Source organism: Arthrobacter sp. SDR-2R, assembly GCF_057747955.1.
In genome coordinates this window covers 588,097-605,820 of sequence record NZ_CM173231.1, presented here as the reverse complement: position 1 = coordinate 605,820, position 17,724 = coordinate 588,097, and the positions used below count along the sequence as shown (strand labels likewise).

Here is a 17,724-nt window from a genome sequence, read left to right as displayed (position 1 = left end):
CTCAAAACGGCGTCTACGGGGGCCCTGTGGGGAGCAATCGACGGGCCTAGGCCAGTTCGCGCGCTTTTTCCATGATTTTCAGGGCCGCGACCGCGTCCTCCGGGTCTACCGGGAGGGGACGGGCTGACGCGGTGCCGCCGTCGAGGATCTTGTCCGCCAGGATCCGGTAGAACTCGGGGTACGCGCCGCGTTCGGTGGGGAGCCGGTCCAGGTGGCCGTCGCGGCCCAAGAGGCCGGCCCACTCCGGCGCCTCCTGGCCGTAGGCGGGATCCAGGGGGCTGCCGCCGGCCGCCATGTAGGGCTCCTGGGGGTCCACACCGTTCTTGGTGAAGCCGCCTATCGAGCCCAGCACCCGGAAGCGCGGACCCTGCTGCGCGCACAGCATGTTCATGGTCAGGTGGCTGGTCACCCCCGAATCGTGCCGCAGGACCAGGAAGACGTCATCATCCGTCCGCTCATCCGAGCGCCGCGCCTTCAGCTCGGCGTGGAGTACGGCGGCCGGGCCGAACAGCTGCAGCGCCTGGTCGATCAGGTGGCTGCCAAGATCAAACAGGATGCCTCCCCCGTCGACGGCTGTGGCCCGGGCCTTCCAGGCTTTGCTGATGGCCGGGGACCAGCGTTCGAAACGCGACTCGAACCTGGTGACGCTTCCCAGCGACTGCGCGGCCAGCAGCTTTCGCAGCGTGAGGAAGTCCCCGTCCCACCGCCGGTTGTGGAACACCGTGAGCACGCGGCCCAGCTGCCGCGCCAGGTCGTTCAGTTCCTGCCCCTGCCCGCTGGTGACCGCAAATGGCTTGTCCACCACCACGTCCAGCCCCGCTTCCAACGCTGCCTTGGCCAGCGAATGGTGCGTCGCGGGCGGCGTCGCCAGGACCACCAGGTCAAGGTCGGCTGCCCGCTTAAGGACGGCGGCCCCGTCCCGCATTACCTCCACCCCTGGAAGCCTGGATGAGGCAGCCGCCCTCCGCCCGGCGTCGGACGTGGCCACGGCGTCCAGAGAGTAGCTGCTGTTGGCCGCGAGCAACGGCGCGTGGAACACGCTGCCGGCTAGCCCATAGCCGACGACGGCGGTACGGATGGTGCGCTGGTCGCCTTCAGTTCCGGTCATGGAACCAACGCTACCCCTGGCGTGGCGGCATCGAACAAGACCCGTTAAACGCCGAAAGAAGGCACCCCTGGTGACCAGGGGTGCCTTCTTTCGGCGTTGTGCGGCTACTGCCGCGGGAGGGACGTTACTTCTTTTCCCAGCCGATGGTGGTCCAGTCCGGAACCTGCGAGAGGCTCTTGAAGAGGGACGGGCCGTAGTTGGCCAGGCCGGTGCGGACGAAGGAGATCTGCGGGCCGTTGAAGACCACGCCCATGGAGTAGTACTTGGCCATGTGCTCCTTCTCCACATCCATGGCTGCCTTGTTGCGGGCGGCGTTGTCCTCGATCGAGGCGAGGTCGGCAATCTTCTTGTCCAGCTCGGCGTCGCCCAGCTTGTTCTCGTTGGTCTTGGAGTCGTAGTACTGCTTGACGGCATCGGTGGCGTCCGGACCAACCGTGTAGCCGGAGATGCTCAGGTCGAACTCACGGCTGCCCAGGACCTTGCCGAAGTCGGCGGAGGCGCGCTGGTCAATCCCGACATCCATGCCGCCGGCCTGGAGCTGCTTCTGGAGCGTCTGGGCCACTGCCAGGGTGGTGGGGTCGTCGCCAAAGTTGCTGATCTTGAAGGCGGCGGGCTTGCCGTCCTTCTCCATGATCCCGTTGGCGTTGGCCGTGTAGCCGGCGTCGGTGAGGACCTTCTTGGCGGCGTCCGCGCCGGTTTCCTTGACCGGGTAGTTGTCCTGGTAGTAGTCCGAGAACGGCAGGAGCATCATGGAACCGGAGCTGGGCTCCTCCCAGTTCAACCCGTTGAAGCGGACCTTGCGCAGGGCTTCACGGTCGACGGCGGCGAAGATGGCCTTGCGGACGTTGACGTCGGTGATGCGCTGGGCGTTCAGGTTCAGGCCGCCGGCAAACAGCCGCTGGCCGCGGCGGATGTCGGAGTCCTTGGTGCCGTCCAGCTGCTTGTAGAGGGAGATGGTGTTGGCCGACATCGCGTCAATCTCGCCGTTCTTGAACGCGGCGATCTGGGCGCTGGTTTCCAGCTGCCGGAAGGTCACGTTGGCAAGGACCGGCTTCTGGCCCCACCACTTGTCGTTCGGCACCATGGTGACGGTCTTGGCGGCGGTGTCGTACTGGTCCAGCTTGAAGGGACCTGCCATCCATTCGGGGTGCATGTTGCCGTTGAAGCCCTCATTGAAGATTTCGGGGGTGTTGACGGCGGGGTGGATGAGTCCGAAGAACAGCGAATCCACCGGGAAGACCGGCTGGCTGGTCTTGACGATGACTTCCTTGTCGTTGCTGCCCGCTTCGACGGAGTCAACGAACTCGTAGGCGCCCGAGCTGACGATGTCGTAGCCGGCATCCGGGCTCTTGAGGATGTTCCAGGTGTTCTTGAAGGCCTTGACGTCGATCGGGGTGCCGTCGTTGTAGGTGGCCTTGGGGTTCACCTTGATGGTGATGGTCTGCTTGCCGTCCTTGACCACGCTGTCCACTGACTCGCAGAAATCCGTGTTCGGCGTGACCTTGCCCTTGAAGTCCACCTTCCAGCAGCCGCCCATGCCGCCGCCGTTCATGGCGACCGGGTTCATGGGAACCTGCAGCGCTGAGTTGTCCGCACTGTTGCCGTTGTTGGAGAACCCGTTGAAGTCCGGCCCGATGTTGCCCAACGGAAGGGTAACCTTGCCGCCCTGCTGCAGGTCGGCAGCCGGCTTCTCGTTGATGCTGATCAGCTTGGCCAGGTCGCTTCCCGATGCCTGTGCCTTGGCCGTTTCGGGGCCGCTGGCACCGCCACCGCCGCAGGCCGTCAGCGCCAGGGCCGCAGCAACAGCTGCAGCTCCGCCGATCCTGTTCAGTTTCCTCATGGTTTTCCCTTCATTGGTGCGAGTGGTGGTGCTTGTGGGTCGAGAAGTCCTAGGGCGCATGGTGGTCCGCCGGTTCGTGGACCACCAGCATGTCCTCATCCAGTTCCCCATCCGGAAAGAAGCAGGCGAACTGCTGGTCCGCGGCGGATGCCGCAGCTTCCAGGGGCGGTTCCAGGGTGAGGCACTTTTCCTGCTTGGCCGGCGGCAACGCCGCGAAGACAGGACAACGGGTGGCGAAGTTGCAGCCTTTGGGTGCCTGCAGCGGCGAGGGCAGGTCACCCTGCAGGATGATGCGTTCGCGGGTGCGTTCCAGCTGGGGGTCCGGAACGGGAATGGCGGAGAGGAGCGCGCGGGTGTAAGGGTGCCGGGGGTTGTCGAACACCCGGTCCACGGCACCGATCTCCACGATTTTGCCCAAGTACATCACCGCCACCCGGTTGGAGATGTGGCGCACCACGGAGAGGTCGTGCGCCACCAGCAGGTAGCTCAGGCCCAGTTCGGCGCGCAGGTGGTCCAGGAGGTTGATCACGCCGGCCTGGACCGATACGTCCAGGGCGGAGACGGGTTCGTCCAAAACCACCAGCTTGGGGTTCACGGCCAACGCCCGGGCGATCCCGATCCGCTGGCGCTGGCCGCCGGAGAACTGGTTGGGGAAGCGGTTGACGTGGTCCGGCTGCAGGCCCACGAGCTTCATCAGCTCCATGATCCGCTTCCTGGTGGCCGCCCGGTCCATGCCCGCGTTCTGCAGGGGTTCGGCAAGGACCTCGTACACCGTGAACCGGGGATCCAGGGCGCCGGTGGGATCCTGGAACACCATCTGGAGCTCGCGGCGCATCCTGGCTTTGGTCTTTGCGTCGGCAGCCTGCTTGTTGCTGAGCCCGCCGATCACCACCTCGCCGTCCTGGTCCGGATGGAACTCCATGATCTCCAGGAGCGTGGTGGTCTTTCCCGATCCGGACTCGCCCACGATGGAGAAGCATTCACCTTCGCGGATATCAAAGGTCACGCCGTCCACGGCCTTGACCGTGCCGATCCTGCGCTTGATCAAGGCGCCCCTGGTCAGCGGGAAATGCTTCCGCACGTCCTTGAGCCTCAGCACGGTGTCCCGCTGGGCACGGGGGATGGCGTCGAAGCGGGACACAGGCACCGGCGGGGCGGCGAACACGTCGTGGACATCCACAGTTCCGCCCAGCGATCCGGACTTGATGCAGGCGGCACGGTGCAGTGCGCCGCCCTCGACGGGTGCGAGGGCGGGCTCGCCGTCAAGGCAGGCCTCCGAGGCAAGGGGGCAGCGGGGTGCGAACGAGCATCCGGTGGGGGCGTGGAGCAGGTTGGGCGGCATTCCCTCGATGGGGACGAGCGAGGATTTCTCCGCCACGTCCACCCGGGGCACGGCGCCCAGCAGGCCCATGGTGTAGGGCATCCGCGGGTTGTAGTAGATGTCGTCCACGGCACCGGTTTCCACCGGCTTGCCCGCGTACATGACCATGATGTCGTCTGCCATCCCGGCCACCACGCCGAGGTCGTGCGTGATCATCACGACGGCGGCACCGGTCTCCTCCTGTGCCGCGTGGAGCACCTCGAGGACCTGGGCCTGGATGGTGACGTCCAGGGCCGTCGTCGGCTCGTCCGCGATCAGGACGCGCGGGTTGTTGGCGATGGCGATGGCGATCATGACGCGCTGGCGCATGCCGCCGGAGAACTCGTGCGGGAAGGCTTTCAGCCGTTCACGGGGGCTGGGGATCCCCACCATGGCGAGAAGCTCGACGGCGCGGGCTTCCTTGGCCTTCCTGCTCATGGAGGGGTGGTGGATGGCCAGCGCTTCGATGATTTGGGTGCCCACCGTGAAGACGGGAGTAAGGGAGGAGAGGGGGTCCTGGAACACCATGGCAAGGTCGTTCCCGCGGAATTGGCACATGGCCTTGTCGCTCAGCCCCAGCAGTTCCCTGCCGTTGAGCCGGACGGAGCCGGAGACCTGGGCCGCGGGCGGGAGGAGTCCCATGATGGCCAGCGAGGTGACCGATTTGCCGGAGCCTGATTCACCAACGATCCCCAGGGTCTTGCCGGGCATCAGGTCGAAGTCGACGCCCCTGACGGCGTGGACCACGCCGTTCTCTGAACTGAAGCGGACATTCAGGTCGCGGACGGACAGCACTGCGTCGGCAGGGGCGTGCAGTCCTGCCACGTGCAGGCGCTCCACGTCCGACCGGGCGGGTTCCATGGCTCCGGTGGTGGTTTCGCTGCTCATGCCGTCTTCTTTTCCGCGGGGATGGTCCGGGCTTTGGCCTTCCTGGCCTTGCCGGTGGAACTGGAGCTGGGGTCGAAGGCGTCCCGCAGGCCGTCGTTCATCATGGCCAGCGAGCCGGTCAGGAGGAACATGACGGTCAGCGGTACCCAGAACATCCAGGGGAAGGTCTGCACCTGGGAGGTGGCACCGCCGATCAGGACGCCGAGGCTCACGTCCGGGACCTTGATCCCGATGCCGATGAAGGAAAAGGCCACCTCGGCGAGGATGGCCGCCGTGACCCCGCGGGTGATGTCCAGGATCAGCAGCGAGCCGATGTTCGGAACCAGGTGGCGCCAGACGATCCGCCGCGGCGGCACGCCCATGTACTGGGCGGCCTTGACGAAGTCACGCTGCATGAGGGACATGGACATGGAACGGATCAGGCGGGCCGTCCCCATCCAGCTGAATACCAGCAGCACGATGATGAGCAGCAGCCATGAGGGAAGGTCCCGCTTGAGGCCCGCAGCGCCGCCGCTGGTGGCGACGGCCACCACCAGGAGTGCCGGCATCATGATCAGGGCCTCCAGGATGAACAGCATCACCTTGTCCACCTTGCCGCCGAAGTAGGCCATGCTGCAGCCGTAGACGGCGGCGATCAGGACCGACACGAGGCCTACCACCAGGCCAATCAGGATGGAGATCCTGGTGCCCTCGACGGTCATGGCGTAGAGATCGATTCCGGCCTGGGACGTACCGAGGAAGTGGTCGGCCGATGGCGGCATTCCGATGTTGAAGGGGTCGATGGTTTCCTTGTCCCACGGGGTGAAGAATCCCCCGATGAACGAGAAAACCGTCAGGGCCAGGAAGATGGCCAGGCCCGCCACTGCGGTCCTGTTCCGCAGGAAGCGGCGGAAGATAATGGTGTTTTTGCCGATGACGACGTCGGCGCTCTCCAGGTGCGCGTCCTGCGCCACGGCTGCCGGGTCAACGGCGTTCAGGTTGGTCATGGCTACTGCACCCGCACTCTCGGGTCGACAAGCGTGGTGGCGAAGTCCGCCAGGATGGCGCCCAGGGCGAAGATCACGGAGCCGTAGGCCAGGGTGGCCGTGGCGGCGTTGACGTCCTGCAGCGAGATGGCGTCAATGCTCCAGGAGCCAACACCCGGCCAGGCAAAGATCTTTTCGGCGAAGAAGCCGCCGGCGAAGATGGCCGGGATGGTGAACGCGATGCTCTGGGCCACCGGAATGAAGGAGACGCGGAGGGCGTGCCGGGCGATTGCCTGGTTCCGGCTGAGCCCCTTGGCCCGGGCGGTGCGGACAAAGTCGGCGTTCACGTTGTCCAGCAGGTACTGCCGCTGCGCAATCTGGTAGGCGCCCCAGCCCACGAGTGTGATGGCCACCGTAGGCACCACGTAATGCGCGGCCAGGTCCATGGCCTGGGGCCAGCCGGCCGCTACGCCCGGTGTGGAGATGCCGGTGACGAAGAAGATCCGGTCCCCCACGGACTCATTGATGTTGATGGCTCCCAGCTGAACCAGGAAGTACGCGATGGGCGCGGGCACGATGTATGCGAGGTAGCTGTAGGACGTGATGACGCGGTCCTGGAACTTGTACTGCCGTGCGGCCGAATAGACGCCGAGCGCGACGCCGATAACCAGGGTAAGGATGATGGACGCCAGGAAGAGCCGGGTGGAGATCCAGACGCGGTCCCCAAACTCGGCGTTGATGTAGGCGCCGTTGGGGCTCCGGCCCCAGTCCCAGCGGGTGACGATCCCGGTGAGCCAGTCAACGTAGCGCTCCCACGGGCTGAGGTCCGGGTCCAAGCCCTTCAGCCGCATGGAGTTGGCCACCTGCTCCGGGGTGGGCCGGGGGATGCGTTCCTGCTCGAGCAGCGCCGGCTTGAGCGAGCTGACAGCCAGGAAGTATCCGGCGGATGTGGTGAGGAAGATCATCACCACATACGTGAGGCCGCGTTTGGCGAGGTACTTGAGCATGGGGCTATTTCTTTGGCCGCGCCGCCGGATGCTGGACGGAGGAACACTCCAATGTCCGATGTCGTGCCGTGCCGCTGGCCAAGTCAACCATCACTGCTGGATCCTTCCGTCGTCCCCGGACAAGCACGGGTTGTGCCGCCTCACCGGGTTCTGCACCAGCGGGTAGCTGGCCTCCCGCAGCCCCATGGGCAGGTCCTGGTGGACTATGTCGCGGGTCACATTCCAGAGGAAACTATCACAAGCATTCACCGGAAAAGCGCCGCAATCCCCCGAAATCAGGCGGGCCGTATCAGATCGTTATGAATAGTTCTGTGAAGTTGGTTTGACTGGACGCAAGGGCGTTCCACCGCGTAATCTACGCGCCGCCCGCCACGCGTGTGACAAGATCGCGCCAGGAAGTTGCCAGCCGTTCACTGGTGACCCCATGTTCGCGGACAAGGTGCAGGAGCCGCTCGGGGTCCAGGCTGGCATTAAGGGATCCGGCCATCAGCCACGGTTCGGGGGACTCGAAGCCGCCTTCGCGCAGGAGCATCTCCACGTGCCGGTTCCAGAGGGCGGCGGCCGGGACGTCAAACCTGCTGCGGGAGGCGTGTCCGGCAGCGAGGACCAGGTCGCCGTATTCCAGTACGTAAGCGATCCGCTCGGTGCCAAAGGCGATGAGCCGGTCCAGCGGCGCAGCCCCTGGGCCCAGGGGCGGCGGGCCGAACAGGACGCGGGCCTGGAAGGCGGCCTCCGAATCGTTCAGCAATGTCAGCATCAGTCCGGCGCGGCTGCCGAAGCGGCGGAAGACCGTGCCCTTGCCCACCCCGGCGTGCCCGGCCAGGCGGTCCATGGTGAGCGCCGCCGCTCCGCCCTGCGCAATCAGCTCCCGGGCAGCCAGCAGGAGACGTTCCCGGTTCCGGGCAGCGTCGCTGCGTTCCGCGGCCGTTACCGGGGCCATTCCCGGCCGCACTGGGATGGAACTCACACAGACAGTGTAGCCACCGGGAATATAAGCGGACTGCGGTCCGTTTAGTACGGTGAAGGCTCCATGAGCCTCTGTTCACCCGAACGCGGTCCCCGCCGCGACCCTAGCCAGGAGATTCCATGACCAAGAGCACAGTCCTTACCCTTGTCGGCAGCCTCCGCGCCGAGTCCACCAACCAGAAGCTGGCGGAAGCCATCCAGCTCAACGCGCCCGAGCAGGTGGACGTGGTGATCCACGAGAGCCTGGGCAACATCCCCTTTTACAACGAGGACTTGGACGTGGAAGGCCAGGTCCCGGCTGCCGCCGCGGCACTGCGCGCCGCCGCCGAAGAGGCCGACACCCTCCTGCTGGTCACCCCCGAACACAACGGCACCGTTCCCGCCGCCCTGAAAAACGCCATTGACTGGCTGTCCCGCCCCTTCGGTGCCGGGGCCCTGGCGGGCAAGCCGACCGCCGTCGTCGGTACAGCATTTGGCCAGTACGGCGGCGTGTGGGCCCAGGATGAGGCACGCAAGGCCGCCGGCATCGCCGGCGCGCAGATCCTCGACGACGTCAAGCTGGCCGTCCCGGGCTCCATGGTCCGCTTCGCCGAGGTCCACCCGAAGGACGACGCCGAAATCGTGGAGCAGATCAAGGGCATCTTCGACACCCTGGCCGCCGCAGCACCGGCAGCCTAACCTCCCGCGCCACTTGGCAGCTTAGGGAGCCCGGCAGCGCCCGGCATGCAGCTTTGCATGCCGGGCGCTGCCGGCTTAAGGGGCACTTCCCAGCCGTGACCAACTCTTGTCCCAACCGGTACCTTCCGGACATCTGCGCGGACCAGGGCCGCCGTAGCGTTAATCCACTGGACCTACCGGATGGGATTGCGTGCCGCATGGCAAAGAGACGGAGTTGGGGCGGCGGGGGCAGCGGCAGCCTGGCAGCGGCAGCAGGGTGCCTTGCGCTGCTGCTCAGCGCTTGCAGCGCCCCTCTCCCCCAACCGGAAGGGCCATCCGCGCCTGCCACCGGCGGAAATGCCGGAACCAGCGCAGCGCCGCTGGCCCTCCTTCCGGCGACGATGGAAAGCAGCCCTCCGGGGGCGGAGCAAGGAAGACCGGCCGGAAGGCCGCAAAGTACGCCCCAGGCAGCGGCACCCGCAGGTCCCCGGGCCAGCGCCGCCGCCACGGCCCCGCCGGTAACGGCCTACTTCGTGATGGTGGACGACGGCGGGAGGCACGGTATCCGCTTTGGCTGCAATGACAGCCTGGTCGCCTCCGCCCCACTGGCCGGCGCCGGGGATGGCCGGCTGAAGGCTGCAATCGCTGCGCTCCTTGACGGCGGACAGCAGGCGGATGGACTGTACAACGCGCTGGGCGGCTCCAGGCTGAAGTTCCTGTCCGGCAGCTTTGACGGCACCACGGTCACGGTCTACCTGGCGGGCGCGCTGAAGCCCGGCGGAACCTGCGACCTTCCGCGCATAGACGCCCAGCTCACCCAGACCGCCCTTGAGGCAGTGGGTGCAGTCCGGGCTGATATCTACATCAACGGAAAGACCCTGGCGGACTCCCTGAAACTGAAGTAGCCGGCCGCCGGTAAATCAGTAATAAACATATGTTGCTTTTAGAGCAACAACTGGCTGTATCCTGACTCTGTGACCCACGAGACACTTGACACCGCGGCAGGCACGCTGCCGGCGGAAGCCATTGATGCAATCGAGCGGGCGGCAACGTCGGCACACCGGCACGAGGAACTGTTCTCCGAGCGCGCGGCGAACATCCGGCAGTCGGCGGTGAGGGATGTCTTCGACATCTCCATGCGGCCCGGCTTGGTGTCGCTGGCGGGGGGAAGCCCGTACCTGCAGTCGCTCCCCCTGGACCGGCTCGCAGCCACGGCGGCGAAAATCATCGCGGAGGACGGCCTTACCGCCCTCCAGTACGGGGCCGGGCAGGGCACAGCGGAACTCCGGGCACAGATCTGCGATGTCATGGCTGCAGAAGGAATCCTGGATGCCCGTCCGCAGAACGTGGTGATCACCGCAGGTTCCCAGTCCGCCCAGGACGTTGCCACCAAGCTGTTCTGCAATCCGGGCGACGTGGTGCTGGTGGAGGACCCCACCTACGTGGGCGCACTGAACACGTTCGAGGCATACCAGGTCCAGGTGGAAACCGTGGAGATGGACCAGTACGGCCTGGTTCCGGAACTGCTGGAGGCGCGGATCGCCGCCCTGCAGCTGGCGGGCAGGAGCATCAAGTTCCTCTACACCATCCCCAACTTCAACAATCCATCCGGCATCACCCTGGCCAGGGAACGCCGGCAGCAGGTGGTCGATATATGCCGCAGGGCGAATATCCTTGTCCTCGAGGACAACCCTTATGGCCTGCTCCGCTTCGAGGGGGAGCCCTTGGCTCCCTTACGGGCCGCAAACCCAGACGACGTCATCTATTTGGGATCATTCTCCAAGATCTTCGCGCCCGGCCTGCGCATTGGCTGGGCCCTCGTGCCGGAGCACCTGCAGCGCCGCTACTACCTGGCCGCCGAAGCCGTGACGCTCTGCCCGCCCGCCCTGAACCAGATGCTGGTCTCGGCCTACCTGCGTGACTACGACTGGAAGGGACAGATCGAGACCTACCGCCGGCTGTACGCCGAGCGCTGCCGCGCCATGCTGGCCGCCCTCAGGGAATACATGCCCGCGGGAACCACCTGGACCAACCCGCAGGGCGGCTTCTTCGTCTGGGTGACGCTGCCGGAGGGTGTTGATACCTACCCACTGCTGCACAAGGCGATCGATGCCGGCGTCGTGTTTATCCCCGGCGCCGCCTTCACGCCGTCGGACGAACCGTCCAACAAGCTCAGGCTCGCCTTCAGCGCCGTACCACCCGATGCCATCGCCGAGGGAGTGCGCCGGTTGGCGCCGGTGCTGCAGGAAGCCATCGCCGCGCTGTAGCGTAAGCCACACGAGTGCCGAAACCTAGCAAAGGAGCATGCATATGGCTGGAATCATCGTTGTAGGGGTTGACGGCAGCGAGACGGCGAAGAAGGCGGCGCAGTCAGCCAGGGACCTGGCTGCGGCCCTGGGCGCTTCCCTGCACGTCGTGTCCGCCTTCGACAGCGACCGGACCGAGGTGTTCGGCAGCGGCAGCGACCGCTGGATCGTCTCCGACGCGGACGCCGCGGAGCAGGTGGCCCGGACGGTGGCGGAATCGCTGGGCCGCGACATCACGGTGACGTATTCGGCAGCGCGCGGGCGCCCGGCCGACGCCCTCATCAAGGAAGCCATCCGCATGGACGCCAGGATCATCGTGGTGGGCAACCGGCGCATGCACGGCATCGGGCGCGTCCTTGGCAGCGTGGCCAACAGCGTTGCCCACAACGCACCCTGCGACGTGTACATCGCCAACACCTACGACGCCGACTGAACCGTCAGGACCGGCCGCCGGCGTAACGCCGGACACTCCCCGTGGTGGTGCATGTCGCTGCGGGGGGTGTCCGTTCTCACCGGCTGAAACCGGTTTCGCTGCGTTCTCCAACGATAAAATTGGAAAAGGCCCCAAAGGCGTGGACATTGACAAATCCACCCCCATCGAAGGGCTCCCCCTTGATCACCTTGCAGCGCCGGCAGCTCGTTGGCCACGACATCCTCCTGGCCCGCCACGGAAACCACATCTCCTCCATGCGCGTGGACCGGAGCAACGGCAGGGTAGTTGCGCTGCTTGACGACGGCAGCCTGGACAGCGCCCCCAACCTGATCGCGCCGGGACTCGAGCTTCCCCAGACCGTGCGGAGCGTCCTGCGCGAGGACTGGAAGCTGCTGGGCGCCTGGGCCGGGATGGCGGCCCTGATGGGCGGCCTGATGACCGCAGCCGCTGTGGTTCTGGGAACCACAGCTGATCCTGCCCTGCTTGAGGCCCTCACGGCCTACTCCGCGTACTAGGCGTTCAGCCCACCAGCCAGCCCTGGAGCAGCCACCAGATCCCGGCCATCACCACTCCGCCAAAGAGCGAACCTGCCACCACCTGCCCCGGGGTATGCGCCCGCAGGACAACGCGTGACCAGCCCACCGCCGGAACCAGGAGCAGCAGCGGGGCCCAGGCCGCGCCAAGCATCAGCACCAATACGACGGCGGCACAGGACACTGCAGCGGCATGGCCGCTCATTTTCCAGTACGGGCTGACGACTGCCAGCACGGCCACGCCGCCCACCACCGCCAGGACCATGGCGGTCACGCTCTGCGGGGCGTTCACGGTGTCCAGCACCAGCAGCCCCACGGCAATGCAGGCCAGCGCCATCAGCAGCACCGGGGCGCGCTGCCTGCGGTCGCTCACATGATGGTCCGTCACCTTCCCCAGCCTGACCAGCACCAGCAGCACCACAAGCGGAAGCACGCACACAAAGAGGGCCGCCAGCGCCCCGTAACCCATGGTCCCGGGGAATCCTGCCTCCGTCAGGGGGCTGATCAACAGCTGGATGCTCACCACCACCGGCGGCTGGAAGACCTCAGTCAGCCACCTGGCGGTGTGGTTCCTGGCCCGGATTGAGCCGCTGCTTACCGTCACGTCCTGGTCCGGGCCCTAGTCCAGCAGGAGCGCGGGCTCTTCCAGGATGGCTGCGACGTCGGCCATGAAGCGTGCGGACAGGTCACCATCCACCACGCGGTGGTCGAAGGATCCTCCCAAGGTGGTGATCCAGCGGGGAATCACCTCACCGTCCAGGACCCAGGGCTTTTGCTTGATGGTTCCGAAAGCAACGATGGCCACCTCGCCCGGGTTGATGATGGGCGTGCCGGTGTCGATGCCCAGGGCACCGATGTTGGTGATGGTGAGCGTGCCGCCCTGCATCTCGGCCGGCTGGGTCTTCCCGGCCCTGGCGGTGGTGGCCAGGTTGTTCAGCGCCAGCGCCAGCTCCTTCAGGGACAGGTCCTGGGCATTCTTGATGTTCGGGACCATCAGGCCGCGCGGGGTTGCGGCGGCAATCCCCAGGTTCATGAAGTGCTTGACATGGATTTCAGCGGTGTCGGAGTCTTCGTTGTCCACCCACGACGCGTTCACGCTGGGGTTCCGGGCCGCGGCCCAGATGACGGCCTTGGCCAGGATGAGCAGCGGCGAGACCTTGATGCCCTCGAAGTCCCGGGAGGCCTTGAGCCGCTTGACGAATTCCATGGTGCGGCTGGCATCCACGTCCACGAAGATGCTGACGTGCGGCGCTGCGAAGGCGGATTCCACCATCGCCTTTGCGGTGGCCTTGCGGACGCCCTTGACCGGAATCCGCTCCACGCGCTGGTCCTGCGGCTTTCCGGCCTTGCCCCAGAAGCCGTCCGCCTTGTCCAGCTCGGCATCGCGCTGAGACTGGTAGCTGACCAGGTCCTCGCGCGTTACTTCACCCCGTGAACCGGTGGCAACAACATCTGCCAGGTCGATGCCCAGGTCACGGGCAATTTTCCGGACGGGCGGCTTGGCCAGGACCCGGTTGACCAGGCCCGTGATGGTACCGCCAAGGGTAGGACGGTTGTCGACGGCCGCGGGTTCGGTGGCGGACACTGCAGCCGGCGTGCCCGGCTGGACAGGTTCAACCTGCGGGGCATTGACCGTCACGGCAGCGGCCGGCGCCGTTTTCCGCGGGCGCCGCTTGACCGCGTCGGCCTTGGGGCCGGACCCCACCAGCGGGCCGGCGGCCGGGGCACTTCCGCCAGCGCCGCCGTCGGCCGTTGTGTCCACTGCCGCATCCTGCGGGAGCTTGCCGTAGAGCGGCTGCACTGGTGCTTCCGGTGCACAGACGTCAGCGGGTGTGGGATCGCCGGACACGTGGTCGCTGACGCTGATGATGGCCGTGCCGACGTCCACGGTCACCCCTTCCCCCACCAGCAGTTCGGTGACCGTCCCGGCGAACGGGGACGGCAGTTCCACGATGGACTTGGCGGTTTCGATCTCGCAGAGGACGTCATTGATGGCGACGGCGTCGCCCGGCTTGACCTTCCAGGAGACGATTTCCGCTTCGGTGAGGCCCTCGCCGACATCGGGCAGGTTGAACTTGTTCAGGGTCATGGTGTCCTCAGTAGGAGAGGGCGCGGTCCAGCGCCTCCAGGATGCGGTCGATGTCCGGAAGGTAGTCTTCCTCCACCTTGGCAACGGGATAGGGCATGTGGAATCCGCCAACGCGGATCACCGGGGCCTCGAGCGAATGGAAGGCACGTTCACTGATGCGGGCGGCGATTTCGCCGCCGATTCCACCGAAGGTGGGCGCCTCGTGCGCCACGATCAGCCGTCCGGTCTTCTGGACGGAGGCGGTGACGGTGTCGAAATCGATCGGCGAGATGGACCGGAGGTCGATGACCTCAACGCTCCTGCCGTCCTCCGCCGCGGCGTTGGCGGCCGCAAGCGCCACGGGAACCAGGGGGCCGTAGGCAACAATGGTGGCATCAGTACCCTCACGCAGCACGTGGGCCTTGAAGGGGTCCTCCGAGGGACCCGGAGCGTCAACGTCGACGTCGCCCTTGAGCCAGTAGCGCCGCTTGGGTTCGAAGATGATCACCGGGTCCTGGCATTCCACGGCCTGCTGGATCATCCAGTAGGCGTCGTGCGGGTTGGAAGGGGTGATGATGCGCAGGCCTGCCGTGTGCGCGAACAGCGCCTCGGGGGACTCGGAGTGGTGCTCCACGGAGCCGATGCCGCCGCCGTACGGGATGCGGATGACGACGGGAACCGTAAGGTTGCCGTGGCTGCGGGCGTGCATCTTGGCCAGCTGGGTGGTGATCTGGTTGAAGCCGGGGAAGACGAAGCCGTCGAACTGGATCTCGCAGACGGGGCTGTAGCCGCGCAGGGCCAGGCCGATGGCGGTGCCGATGATGCCGGATTCGGCCAGCGGGGTGTCCACCACGCGGTCCGGGCCGAACTCGCCGATCAGCCCGTCGGTCACCCGGTACACACCACCCAGGGGACCAATGTCCTCGCCCATCAGCAGCGACTTGGGGTTTGCCGCCAGGGTGGCCCGGAGGCCCTCGTTGATGGCCTTGGCAATGGTCATGGTGGTCATCAGTGGCCTGCCTTTGCTTCCTGCGCGGCGGCTTCTTCCTCGCCGGCGAATCCTGCGCTGTACTCCTCGAACCATGCCAGTTCCTCGGCCACCAGCGGATGCGCCTGGGCATAGACGTTGGCGAAGGCCTGCCGGATGTCCGGGTTTTCAAGATCATGGGCGGTGCGCCGGACATACGCGGCCAGCTCGTCGCCGTCGGCCTTGACCTTGGCGAAGAAGTCGTCGTCCGCCAGGCCTTCGGCACGCAGGTACTTCTCGAGCCGTGTCAGCGGATCCTTGGCCCGCCAGGCGTCTTCTTCCGTCGACGGGCGGTACTTCGTGGGGTCGTCGGCGGTGGTGTGCGCGCCCACCCGGTAGGTGAAGGCCTCGATCAGGACAGGTCCGTTGCCCTGGCGGGCATGCTCCAGGGCCCATTCGGTGACTGCATGCACGGCGATCACGTCGTTGCCGTCCACCCGGATCCCCGGGAAACCATAGCCCTTGGCGCGGTTGGACAGCGGAACCCGGGTCTGGACGTTGGTGGGTACGGAGATGGCCCAGTGGTTGTTCTGGCAGAAGAACACCACCGGCGCCTTGTAGGAGGAGGCGAACACCATGGACTCGTGCACGTCACCTTCCGAGCTGGCGCCGTCACCGAAGTAGGCGATGACGGCGGCGTTCGGCTGCTCGTTGGCCGCATCCGTGGCGGCGGCGAGCTTCTGGTCGCGCTGGATCCCCATCGCGTAGCCCACGGCGTGGAGGGTCTGGGCAGCCAGGACCAGGGTGTACAGGTGGAAGTTGGTGTCCTTGGGGTTCCAGCCGCCGTTGGAAACTCCGCGGAACTGGCGCAGGAGTTCGGCCAGGTCCACGTTGCGGGTCAGCGCGACGCCGTGCTCCCGGTACGTGGGGAAAATGTAGTCCTGCGGCTGGCTGGCACGGCCCGAGCCAATCTGCGCTGCCTCCTGGCCGGTCAACGGTACCCACAGTGCCAGTTGGCCCTGGCGCTGGAGGGCGGTGGCTTCAATATCGAACCGGCGGATAGCGGCCATGTCCCCATACAGCCCACGCAGGTCCTCCGGGGTCAGTTTGTCCGCGTAGCCGCTGAAGACCGGATCGCTGCCGAGCTTCCCGTCGGGGCCGAGCAGCTGCACCATCTGGGCCGCGGGCTCGCCCATGACGGCTTCAGCATCGGCTTCCCGCTGATCGTCTACCGCTGTTCCGTCGAACTCGGTGGAAGGCAGATGAGTGCCCATACCGTCTCCTTGCTTGCCGCATCCGGATGCAATGCAAATGTCGCTGGGATATATGCCTCAAAAGGAATACATTCCCTTTGCGGCATATACATTGGCTTACTGATCCTAACTTTATCTTCGGTAAGTAGCGGGAGGGCTACTTGTTAAGTGCTAGGAAGTTGCCGGTGCCTTTGTATAGTCGGCACACAACTGGAGGAACCGGGTGTTGGCCTCGGGTTCCCCGATACTGACCCGGACGCCCTCCCCGGGGAAGGCCCGCACGGAAAGGGCACGCGTCCCCGCCAGCTCCGCAAAGGCTGAACTTTCAGGACCGAGTGCCAGCCATACGAAGTTGCCCTGGGCATCCGGGACGGCCCATCCGAGCTCCTTCAGGCCGGCGGTTACCCGCGCCCGCTCGTCCACGAGCTTTTGTACCCTTTCCACAACCTGGGCATAATTCCCAAGGGAAACAATTGCTGCGTCCTCGGCAATTTGGGACACGGCGAACGGGGTGGCGGCAACGCGGAGGTACTGCGTCAGTTCCGGTTGGGAGACGCTGTAGCCCACCCGAAGGCCGGCCAGTCCGTGGGCTTTGGAGAAGGTCCGCAAAACCACCACGTTGGGGTATTTGCGGTAGAGGTCGATCCCCTCAACGGCGTCCTGGGCCCTGACGAACTCCTGGTAGGCCTCGTCGATGACCACCACCACGTCCGCCGGCACGGAACGGATAAAGGCTTCGGTTTCAGCAGCGCCGAGTGCCGGGCCCGTGGGATTGTTGGGCGTGCAGAGAAGGATGACTTTGGTGCGGGCCGTTACTGCAGCCGCCATCGCTTCCAGGTCATGCCGTCCGTCCGCGGTCACGGGGATGCGCACGCTTTCCGCACCTGCCAGGCCCACGCTGATGGGGTACGCCTCAAAGGAACGCCACGCATAGATGACCTCGTCCGCCTTGCCGTCCTCGTTCTGGCCCGCAAAGGCAGCCAGAATCTGGTTCAGTGCGCCCAAACTCCCGGCGCCGGTGACGATGTCCTCGGCGGGCACGCCAAGGAATTCCGCCAGCGCCGCGCGGAGCCTGCTGCTCAGCGGATCCGGGTACCGGTTGAAGTCCCGCTGCCGGGCGATCGCCTCGAGGACGGCCGGAATCGGGGGCAGCGGGTTCTCGTTGGACGACAGCTTGTAGCTGGCCAGCCCGCTGACGGCGGCCGGTGGCTTTCCTGCAGCGTAGCGGGGCAGCCGCTCCAGCACCGGGCGGGGTGCAATGCCGCCTGCCCTGGTCTCAGATGAGGTCATGGCTTCTAGCCTACTTCCAAGCCCCCACGGGAATCGGGGGACCATGCACCGAAATTCAGGGCACGCTGCCGGCCGCACATCAG

17 protein-coding genes are annotated in these 17,724 nt (G+C 66.0%); 5 read left to right on the top strand and 12 right to left on the bottom strand.

Features of this window, described 5'->3' with window-relative positions; translation table 11 throughout:
• Positions 1-46 precede the first annotated feature (46 nt).
• From AC3ANU_RS02875 to AC3ANU_RS02845, 7 genes are all read right to left on the bottom strand, one after another.
• Positions 47-1,108, bottom strand: a complete 1,062-nt coding sequence (locus tag AC3ANU_RS02875) for a Gfo/Idh/MocA family protein (protein WP_488315407.1) — start codon at positions 1,106-1,108, stop codon at positions 47-49.
• A gap of 124 nt (positions 1,109-1,232) precedes the next feature.
• Positions 1,233-2,948: an ABC transporter family substrate-binding protein gene (locus tag AC3ANU_RS02870; RefSeq protein ID WP_056392480.1), complete on the bottom strand. Its 1,716-nt coding sequence runs from the start codon at positions 2,946-2,948 to the stop codon at positions 1,233-1,235.
• A gap of 49 nt (positions 2,949-2,997) precedes the next feature.
• Positions 2,998-5,196, bottom strand: a complete 2,199-nt coding sequence (locus AC3ANU_RS02865) for an ABC transporter ATP-binding protein (RefSeq protein WP_134164894.1) — start codon at positions 5,194-5,196, stop codon at positions 2,998-3,000.
• Complete coding sequence (locus AC3ANU_RS02860) at positions 5,193-6,182, bottom strand: ABC transporter permease (RefSeq protein WP_018769746.1); 990 nt, start codon at positions 6,180-6,182, stop codon at positions 5,193-5,195. Before AC3ANU_RS02860 ends, AC3ANU_RS02865 begins: the two co-directional genes overlap by 4 nt.
• Positions 6,183-6,184: 2 nt before the next feature.
• Positions 6,185-7,168, bottom strand: coding sequence for an ABC transporter permease (locus AC3ANU_RS02855; RefSeq protein ID WP_018769747.1), 984 nt, complete (start codon positions 7,166-7,168; stop codon positions 6,185-6,187).
• 90 nt (positions 7,169-7,258) lie between these two features.
• Positions 7,259-7,387, bottom strand: coding sequence for a hypothetical protein (locus AC3ANU_RS02850; protein WP_018769748.1), 129 nt, complete (start codon positions 7,385-7,387; stop codon positions 7,259-7,261).
• A 136-nt stretch (positions 7,388-7,523) separates the two neighbouring features.
• Entirely contained in the window at positions 7,524-8,135 is a 612-nt protein-coding gene (locus AC3ANU_RS02845; protein WP_488315406.1) for a TetR/AcrR family transcriptional regulator, read from the bottom strand.
• 119 nt (positions 8,136-8,254) lie between these two features.
• Here AC3ANU_RS02845 and AC3ANU_RS02840 point away from each other — a divergent pair, with 119 nt between their 5' ends.
• The 5 genes from AC3ANU_RS02840 to AC3ANU_RS02820 all read left to right on the top strand — a co-directional run bounded on the left by AC3ANU_RS02840 (position 8,255) and on the right by AC3ANU_RS02820 (position 12,045).
• Positions 8,255-8,812: an NAD(P)H-dependent oxidoreductase gene (locus tag AC3ANU_RS02840; RefSeq protein WP_018769750.1), complete on the top strand. Its 558-nt coding sequence runs from the start codon at positions 8,255-8,257 to the stop codon at positions 8,810-8,812.
• 197 nt (positions 8,813-9,009) lie between these two features.
• Positions 9,010-9,696, top strand: coding sequence for a GerMN domain-containing protein (locus AC3ANU_RS02835; RefSeq protein ID WP_488315405.1), 687 nt, complete (start codon positions 9,010-9,012; stop codon positions 9,694-9,696).
• A gap of 69 nt (positions 9,697-9,765) precedes the next feature.
• Complete coding sequence (locus AC3ANU_RS02830; RefSeq protein ID WP_056392471.1) at positions 9,766-11,058, top strand: aminotransferase-like domain-containing protein; 1,293 nt, start codon at positions 9,766-9,768, stop codon at positions 11,056-11,058.
• A gap of 43 nt (positions 11,059-11,101) precedes the next feature.
• On the top strand, positions 11,102-11,530 hold the full coding sequence (locus tag AC3ANU_RS02825) for a universal stress protein (protein WP_018769753.1): 429 nt from the start codon (positions 11,102-11,104) through the stop codon (positions 11,528-11,530).
• Positions 11,531-11,709: 179 nt separating this feature from the next.
• Entirely contained in the window at positions 11,710-12,045 is a 336-nt protein-coding gene (locus AC3ANU_RS02820) for a hypothetical protein (RefSeq protein ID WP_018769754.1), read from the top strand.
• Between the two features lie 4 nt (positions 12,046-12,049).
• Here the strand turns inward: AC3ANU_RS02820 and AC3ANU_RS02815 are convergent, their stop codons facing one another.
• The 5 genes from AC3ANU_RS02815 to AC3ANU_RS02795 all read right to left on the bottom strand — a co-directional run bounded on the left by AC3ANU_RS02815 (position 12,050) and on the right by AC3ANU_RS02795 (position 17,641).
• Complete coding sequence (locus tag AC3ANU_RS02815; RefSeq protein WP_488315404.1) at positions 12,050-12,667, bottom strand: phosphatase PAP2 family protein; 618 nt, start codon at positions 12,665-12,667, stop codon at positions 12,050-12,052.
• Positions 12,668-12,682: 15 nt separating this feature from the next.
• Entirely contained in the window at positions 12,683-14,152 is a 1,470-nt protein-coding gene (locus AC3ANU_RS02810) for a dihydrolipoamide acetyltransferase family protein (RefSeq protein ID WP_488315403.1), read from the bottom strand.
• Between the two features lie 7 nt (positions 14,153-14,159).
• Positions 14,160-15,140 carry an alpha-ketoacid dehydrogenase subunit beta gene (locus tag AC3ANU_RS02805; RefSeq protein WP_018769758.1) on the bottom strand — a complete coding sequence of 327 codons (981 nt, stop codon included), beginning with the start codon at positions 15,138-15,140 and terminating at the stop codon, positions 14,160-14,162.
• The gene (gene pdhA / locus AC3ANU_RS02800) at positions 15,140-16,372 is read right to left on the bottom strand and encodes a pyruvate dehydrogenase (acetyl-transferring) E1 component subunit alpha (RefSeq protein ID WP_018769759.1); all 1,233 of its coding nucleotides are present in this window, start codon (positions 16,370-16,372) and stop codon (positions 15,140-15,142) included. Before pdhA ends, AC3ANU_RS02805 begins: the two co-directional genes overlap by 1 nt.
• 150 nt (positions 16,373-16,522) lie before the next feature.
• Positions 16,523-17,641 carry a histidinol-phosphate transaminase gene (locus tag AC3ANU_RS02795; RefSeq protein WP_018769760.1) on the bottom strand — a complete coding sequence of 373 codons (1,119 nt, stop codon included), beginning with the start codon at positions 17,639-17,641 and terminating at the stop codon, positions 16,523-16,525.
• Positions 17,642-17,724: the final 83 nt, after the last annotated feature.

Excerpts from the sequence above, each read along its gene's own strand:
- pdhA (WP_018769759.1), bottom strand. The coding sequence starts at position 16,372 with ATGGGCACTCATCTGCCTTCCACCGAGTTCGACGGAACAGCGGTAGAC.
- AC3ANU_RS02835 (WP_488315405.1), top strand. The coding sequence starts at position 9,010 with ATGGCAAAGAGACGGAGTTGGGGCGGCGGGGGCAGCGGCAGCCTGGCA.
- AC3ANU_RS02810 (WP_488315403.1), bottom strand. The coding sequence starts at position 14,152 with ATGACCCTGAACAAGTTCAACCTGCCCGATGTCGGCGAGGGCCTCACC.
- AC3ANU_RS02795 (WP_018769760.1), bottom strand. The coding sequence starts at position 17,641 with ATGACCTCATCTGAGACCAGGGCAGGCGGCATTGCACCCCGCCCGGTG.
- AC3ANU_RS02855 (WP_018769747.1), bottom strand. The coding sequence starts at position 7,168 with ATGCTCAAGTACCTCGCCAAACGCGGCCTCACGTATGTGGTGATGATC.
- AC3ANU_RS02805 (WP_018769758.1), bottom strand. The coding sequence starts at position 15,140 with ATGACCACCATGACCATTGCCAAGGCCATCAACGAGGGCCTCCGGGCC.
- AC3ANU_RS02865 (WP_134164894.1), bottom strand. The coding sequence starts at position 5,196 with ATGAGCAGCGAAACCACCACCGGAGCCATGGAACCCGCCCGGTCGGAC.
- AC3ANU_RS02870 (WP_056392480.1), bottom strand. The coding sequence starts at position 2,948 with ATGAGGAAACTGAACAGGATCGGCGGAGCTGCAGCTGTTGCTGCGGCC.
- AC3ANU_RS02840 (WP_018769750.1), top strand. The coding sequence starts at position 8,255 with ATGACCAAGAGCACAGTCCTTACCCTTGTCGGCAGCCTCCGCGCCGAG.
- AC3ANU_RS02875 (WP_488315407.1), bottom strand. The coding sequence starts at position 1,108 with ATGACCGGAACTGAAGGCGACCAGCGCACCATCCGTACCGCCGTCGTC.
- AC3ANU_RS02860 (WP_018769746.1), bottom strand. The coding sequence starts at position 6,182 with ATGACCAACCTGAACGCCGTTGACCCGGCAGCCGTGGCGCAGGACGCG.
- AC3ANU_RS02825 (WP_018769753.1), top strand. The coding sequence starts at position 11,102 with ATGGCTGGAATCATCGTTGTAGGGGTTGACGGCAGCGAGACGGCGAAG.